This is a genomic window from Castellaniella sp. (assembly GCF_034007085.1).
Taxonomy (GTDB): domain Bacteria; phylum Pseudomonadota; class Gammaproteobacteria; order Burkholderiales; family Burkholderiaceae_B; genus Castellaniella.
Map to the genome: position 1 here is coordinate 1 of NZ_JAVERO010000113.1, position 6983 is coordinate 6983.

A 6983-nucleotide genomic window follows, 5' to 3' on the forward strand; every position below is an offset into this window, starting at 1 on the left:
CGAAAGTTAGGGTTTGCTTTTCCATGATTAGCTCCTGTGTATTGATTGAGCCATAATCATACATGTAACATATTTGTCAAGAACTATTTAGATAAACTTATTGTCCATTTTAACGTGCAACGGTCTTCATAATGAAATACACCCACAATCCTGGAAAACGATGTCAATTTTTCAAGCACTTACGTGTAGGAAAGATTAGTCATTAATCCCCTACTTATCACATGATGACAAAAGCAATCTGTTTGGAAGGATGGGGTGGGCATGGTTACAAAAATACTTGAGCGATTGGACTAATGCTATCTTGCTTTTTGCTTAAAAATTCGATACCTCTCATTAACATGTTATTGCATCACAAAAATTTGAAATTTTAATGAGCGAAAGGCAAGTATGTGATTTGATTATCATCATATTACTGTGATACGCTTTTCGCGTTCAAGAGCAACGCATCCACCAATCTCTTTTCATCGCCGTCTTGGCGAATCGTGCTTTCGTAGTTAGCGTCTTGCTCCACCAGCCTTGTCCCGCAAGATATGGATCTGCGCCAGTTTCTCCACCCGGCGTCCTGGGTCGCTTTGGGCCAGCCAGTTTTGAAACATAGTGAAGCTCTCCTCCCCTGCACTGAAGACCAGATCCTCGGCATTGCGGTTGCTACGGAAGTTTTCCCAGCCAGCGATGGGGTCTTTGCTAAAGACAAAGTACAGGGTTTCAATAGTGATCTCCCTGTCAGGATCGCAGATTGCCACCGCATCTTGAATCCAGGCCTGCCCTGCCGCAATCCGGTTGTTACTCCGGTTTTGGGTGGGGAAAAACAGCGTAACGCTATTGTCCGCCAGAAAATCAAAGCCATACAGATATCCGTCGCTATTTGTTCTGATCTGGATTTGGAAAGTCTCACCGTGATTGAGCAGAGTTTCGCTGAGTTCCACTCCCAAGGCCATGGAGGGATTGTAAACCTTCTGCTGGGGTAGAATGTGCGCACGGTAGTGGATGCGGTATCTCAGCTTTTGGGCTTCAAAGCTGGGCTCTTTGCGGAGGAATTCTTCCTTCACAAAGCGTCCTGCCGATGAAGACAACATGAAGATGCCCTGCGCCACGCTTTCATCGAAGCTGTCGTTACGCTCCATATACATATTGGTGATCAGGCTGGTAAGGGTGATATCAGCGGGCAGCGCTCTGTCCAGAGCCAGTTCCCGCACAAAGTTCCGGGTCAGATTCTCAGCTTCTTTGAGGCTCACAGTCTCGTTGAACACCATGCAAGTATCGATCTCCACCACCACCAGATCACCCTGTTTCGGGGCTGGAGTATGTTTAACTGTGGGCTTGCCCATAGCTTGCGGCGGAACAAAGCTGCTTGAGCCCTTTCCGCTTGATTTGCCATCCAATTCGTCAAAGACTTGCTGCGACCTCTGTTTACTTTCTCTACTCTCAAGGCCATCAGATGCAGCCTGAGATTGGTTTGCCGTACACGCTCCCAGCAGGATCAGGCTTCCTGCAATCAGAACAGCAATAGATTTCACCATTGGACAATCCCCCTGGCAGGATTAGCACTCTGCAATTGCGGCTCCTGCTCCCGGCCCAATCGCCGGGCCTGGGAATTTACATGATCGCTCACATAGCTATGCAGTTCCTGCTGGGTAATGCTCTTATCCTGATTGGCATCGGCCTCACCTTTCAGACCCTTCATCAGAAAGTAGGAAAAGAGGCCATGCTGCATGTCCGACCAGGCACTGGAGATTTGGCTGCCACTGGAGGCTGAGAATACTGCCAGATGCGGCGCACTGGGCTCTGGAGCGGAAGAGAGGAATACCGGCCGGGCATCGGCCAGGATGATTTCATTGTCCCGGTTTGCTCCGCTGAAACAGCTATCCAGAAACATGGTGATACTCTTAGCTTGAATCGCACCCAGATTTTGGTAGATCTGCTCCAGCTCATAGGCCGTGTTTTGAGCATAGTTTGGATTTCCATCAAAGGGCAGCAGATAGGCCTGTTTGCCATCCGGCGAGGGCACCCCATGCCCACTAAAATAGATAAAGATCTCACTGTCTTTGTCCCTGGCATTCTTGCTGAGCCATCCCTTGGGATCAAAGATGGTCTTAAACTCACCCAGGCTGGCTTCCTCATTGGTCTTGATATAAAGATTGGCGGCTGGTATGCCCAATACATTGGTGAAATAATCCCGCATGGTCTCGGCATCCCGTTTAGCAAAGCGCACCGGGGGAACATTGCGATATGTTTCGATGCCAAAGATCACACCCCAGCGCTTGCTCCTGGTCTTGCCGCGTTGGGGAATATCCTGTTCGATGTCGATATTCAGAGCCGGTACCTTGCGAGTGGCAAGCTTGGTGTCTTTACCGCTTATTACCAATTGGTCGGCAGTCCGCTCCACCTGGTTAAAAGCCAGATTGAGCGGCAAATCTGCTTTGGAAAACCGGCCGCGGCTTTCCTTCAGATCCAGCCTCAGGTCCAACCTGGAGGTAGTTTTATTGGTCAGGATACTAAAGTTCACATCCTGATATTCTCCCGGATCCATATCACCCAGAGCGAAGCTACTGGTGGCATCACCGGTAAAGAATACGCCTTCCCCTAAATTAAGCTCTGCCACCACAGCTCTGGCCCTACCCTGACCCAGGTTGTGCACTCTCACTGTTACTTCCACTGGTTCACCAGGTTCGATCTTGTTGTTGCCACTAAAGTCATCGATGCCGATATCGGCAATGTAGAGTTCCGGAGCCTGTAAAGCCAAAGTATCAAAGAGCAACACTTTATCATCCGGAGGAAAGCCATTTTGTTCCGTGAATTTGATGTTCAGCGTAGCTTGCCCATCGCTGGTATCCATCCCGGCCACCAACTGTAAGGTTTTACTCAAGCTTTGCCCGGCTTTGATCTCGCCAAAATAGAGATTTCGGGCAAAACTCACCCCTGGGGCATCAAGCAGCTCAAAGCTTGCTTCCACCATATTGCCGCTGCCTTTGCCCCGGTTCATAATCGTGATCGTTATCTGAGCTGTCTCTTCTGCATCCAGGCGCTGATTGCCGCTGGGTTCTCTGAAGCTGACCGTGGCACTGAGATCGGGAGGGATTAAAGCCAATACGGGGCTCGCTTGGTCAAGCGCTGGGGCTTTGTCTGTGGAGGCAAAGCTGCCACCCGGGCCCACCAGTACTGCTTCCAGATAGTCCCATTCCAGGTTTTGATTCAGTTGTCTGGTAACTTTCAGCTCATAGCTGCTGAAATTATCCTTCACTTCAGGTCCCTTACTTATTGGGACCGTGATCTGGAAGCTATGTTCCGGAATCGATACGGGAAAACGCTGATTTTCAGCGTTGTATTTGCCCAAGCGGCCTTGCCGGGTTAGCACTTCCCGGCTGCTATCCAATAGCTGATTAAATCTCTGCCTCAGTTTGGCAAGATAAGCTTCATGCAAGGCCTGGGCATCAGCTATCTTCTGGGCGTATTCCCTCTGAATCGCTGCCTTGTTTGCCTCTGCGTCTTTTTTTCGCTGCTCAAACATGGCGTTGGTCTCAAATTCGCCTTTTACCGGATTTTGAATCTGCTTTAGTTTTTGATTCCGCTCTGCTTCCAAAGCCGTGGCAGAAAATGGCGTATCCAGCCAAGTCCGGAGTGCTTTGGCTTCGTCTATAACACTGCCAATCAGCGAGCCGTAGATTAAAAGCACTAAAATCATACATGTTTGCTTGTTCATAATTCTCCTCCCCTAAAAATCAATCCTTGGCATTGCCAGAAAGGCCGTTTTCTCGGAAACATCGTCTGCTGTTTGAAGTCCAAGCCGGCTTTGAGATTGGCGAAAACTGCGTGGCTTCTCTTGCCGGCTTGAACTCCAAACTCGAGAAAAGTGCTAAGCGCGTTGTCATCAAAACTCTTCTTGATCGGGTCGTATTCAAGCGTGAAGATTCTGATCATGATGCATAGCTCCTGGGTGCTGATCTTCTTTTCTTTCCGAAAGAAAAGAAGCAAAAGAAAACCTGTTTCCCGTGGATGACGCATAGCCACCTACGCTCCCTTGCTTCGCTGGGGGGAGCTACGGTGGCTATGCTTAACTGAGTGCTCATTTTTAACATTTCCTTAAGGTAAAAAGGTAAGAAACCTAAAATTTAAGGGACTGCCCTGCAGAGCCGGAAGCCGAAATTGAAGTAGCTGAAGTGCGGGGAGTAGTAGTACCGATCCGCAACCCGGCAGAAGTAGGCACTATCGTCCCAGTAACCACCCCGTAGCACACGGAACGACCCGCTCGCAGGACCGGTCGGATTGCTGCTGGGACTGCTGCTGTAATAGCTGCTGCCATACCAATCCCAACACCATTCCCAAACATTACCACTCATATCATAAAGCCCTAATCCGTTTGGAGCTTTTGTGCCAAAGGGTTTACTGCCATAGGGTGAGTTATTTCCATCATACCAAGCCACGGTATTGATATCATCAGAACCGCTATAGAGATAATCTGGTGTATTCGTGGCTCCCCTGGCTGCATATTCCCATTCCGCCTCAGTGGGCAAACGGTAACCATTGGCGTTCCAGTTACAGATTGCCGCGTCCCAAGTTGCGTTGTTACTTGAGGTCGGGACGTTCCCCCAGATGGCAGGATCGGTAGAGCCAGAGATACTATACACCGGCGTAAGCCCCTCTGCCATACTGCGCAAGTTGCAATACTTCAATATAGCATACCAGGAGACATAGTAAGCAGGATAATTATCCCCAAGACCATAGTTACTGGTCCAGCTTGAACTGGGTTGCATATACTGGGCATACTCCGCTTGCGTCACTTCATAGGTTCCCATGTAAAAGGAATTCAAGGTCACGCTGTGGTTAGGAAGTTCATCGCTATTACCACTACCCGTTGTTCTGCCCATAGTGAAAGTGCCGCCTTCAACTAATACCCATGGAATTTTTTTGGCGTCAAACCGGAATTGCCAGTTTCCAATGTCAGCGCCTTCCAGCGTGGGATTCCAGAACAACTGCAGGTCTTTGCCGGGAGCTACACCGGACTGCAAGCCAGGGCCTTCGACAAATCTGGGCTCGACCATCTCCCTGTTGCCCAGATAGGGAACCAGCTTGAGCAGATATAGATCATTGCCTTTGCCTTCCAGATCGAAAGTAATGGTGTAATAGCCGCAATCGGGTTCCAGGCTTGATCTTACATTAGTAACCTTTTGGGCAGATAAAGCACTGCTGAGCATGCATACAAACAGGCTGATCAAAAGCATTCTTCGCATAGCTTACCTCTTTCTTAGCTTCAAGTATACTCTTATGATACTGAAGATCTTGTCAACTAATTTATGTTCAGGCCTTCACATCCCCCCCATTTTGAGACTGTTTGAAAAGAGTCACTGATAATTGCAAATTCGCTCACCGAAAATTGCAAATGCCAAAACATATACATATCCAAGAATCCAATTGCTTCCGTACATAATCCGTATTGGTATATTGCATATATCATTACGGGTATTTTCTCTTGATTCTGGAGCTGATTAAGAAGTGACACCGGAAATGTCAAATCGTGACACCCACTTGACAAACCAGCGGAAACAACCTCAGTTTGTGACACTCTTTTGTCAAATCATCGGAATCCAGAGCCAGTCAGTGACCTTATCCCCAAAATTTACACCAGCAGCAAAGTGACACATGATAGTGCGATGAAAGCACTATAGATAGAGATTATCTATTGTCTGGCGGTTACCATTAGCTCATAACTCGAACTTATAACGTTTAATGCTGAACCTATTCAACTAAGGTATAGCATACTGTAAACAAATTTGATCCCCCCTTCCAAGCAGTTTGATTGCAGCTACTCAATCTCTATTTCCAGCTTTATCACGGCCAGAGCATCATCGGTATCTTCAGCCCCACTTTTCAGCAAATAGTATTCTACGGTATGCTGCTGGTCTTTTAGGGCTTCACTGGACAGCTCGTCCGTGTAGGGGGATTCCATGTTTGTAGAGGCATAAAACCCTGTATCAATGCCATCAAATCTTGTTATTATCCAGCCACCGGTTGCATTCACCATATCGGCATCAAAGCTGATCTGGACCTTCAGTCCTTCGCCTTTTTTGAGCTTGATTTTGTTTGTAGTGGGGCTGAGCAGTTCAAATTTGTAATCTACCACAAAGTCATCATCTTTCATTTTAAAACGGAGTATATCAGTATCCGTGATAGGGGAATATTCCACATATTTGATAGCGCCGCTTTCATCCGTTTTTACCATATAGCCGAGAGTATCATCAAATCTTGTATCCCGCAAAAAGATCCAGATGCCATCTTGCTGGTAATATTCTTTTTCAAATCTAAAGGAATCATCCACCGGATTTAGATAATCCATCAGATTCTGGAAAGCCCCGGCATCTTCCTCGTTAGCGATTGTCATTACCGACAGGATGCTATCGGTAAAAAGCTCCGACTTTATAAGCTCTTCTTCGTTTTGAAATACTTCATATATCCCGTCATTACTCAAGAGCATAAAGCTATAATGGGTGGTGCCTTCTACGCCGTCAGAATAGATTTCGGTGGTTTCAAGCTTGCAGTGATAGACATCTGCCAGGGATTGGGAAGTATCTATGGGTAAATCCAATCTATCATGGCTAAAAGAGTAATCTGCTTTTTGGAAAAGATAATTGCGAGACCAGAGGCTATCCTCCTCGCTCACGGTATTCCTAATCTGATCAAAGTCCTCTTTTTTCCCTGCCGCCAGAAAACTTTCCGGCACTTCTTTTTTGAGATCGGAATGATGGGTTATGGATACAATTCTGGCTTTCTTATCGGTTACAATCTCGTAGGCGGTAGTGTCATCAAAAAACTTATCTCTTACAAAATACCAGGTCTGGTCTTCCTTGAAATAGCCTAAAGCTTTGTAATTGTCAATCAAGCACAAGAGGGTCTGCAGGGCGATGGCATCATCTTCAGTCTTGAGCTTGAACTTGCTATCTTTCAGCAGTTCTATGAATTGGGGGGAGACCAGCATCATAATATTGGAT

At 47.2% G+C, this 6983-nt stretch carries 5 protein-coding genes; all 5 read right to left on the minus strand.

The genetic code is table 11. From position 1 onward, the window contains the following. Window positions 1-494: 494 nt before the first annotated feature. On the minus strand, window positions 495-1520 hold the full coding sequence (locus RBR29_RS09530; protein ID WP_320348833.1) for a DUF4384 domain-containing protein: 1026 nt from the start codon (window positions 1518-1520) through the stop codon (window positions 495-497). Then, on the minus strand, window positions 1514-3700 hold the full coding sequence (locus RBR29_RS09535; protein WP_320348835.1) for a caspase family protein: 2187 nt from the start codon (window positions 3698-3700) through the stop codon (window positions 1514-1516). The genes RBR29_RS09530 and RBR29_RS09535 overlap by 7 nt, the downstream gene beginning before the upstream one ends. After that, the gene (locus RBR29_RS09540) at window positions 3697-3918 is read right to left on the minus strand and encodes a hypothetical protein (protein WP_320348837.1); all 222 of its coding nucleotides are present in this window, start codon (window positions 3916-3918) and stop codon (window positions 3697-3699) included. Before RBR29_RS09540 ends, RBR29_RS09535 begins: the two co-directional genes overlap by 4 nt. Window positions 3919-4109: 191 nt before the next feature. After that, window positions 4110-5219, minus strand: a complete 1110-nt coding sequence (locus tag RBR29_RS09545; protein ID WP_320348839.1) for an SUMF1/EgtB/PvdO family nonheme iron enzyme — start codon at window positions 5217-5219, stop codon at window positions 4110-4112. Window positions 5220-5800: 581 nt separating this feature from the next. Further along, window positions 5801-6983, minus strand: a 1183-nt coding sequence (locus tag RBR29_RS09550; protein ID WP_320348842.1) for a hypothetical protein, incomplete at its 5' end; no start/stop codon positions are given.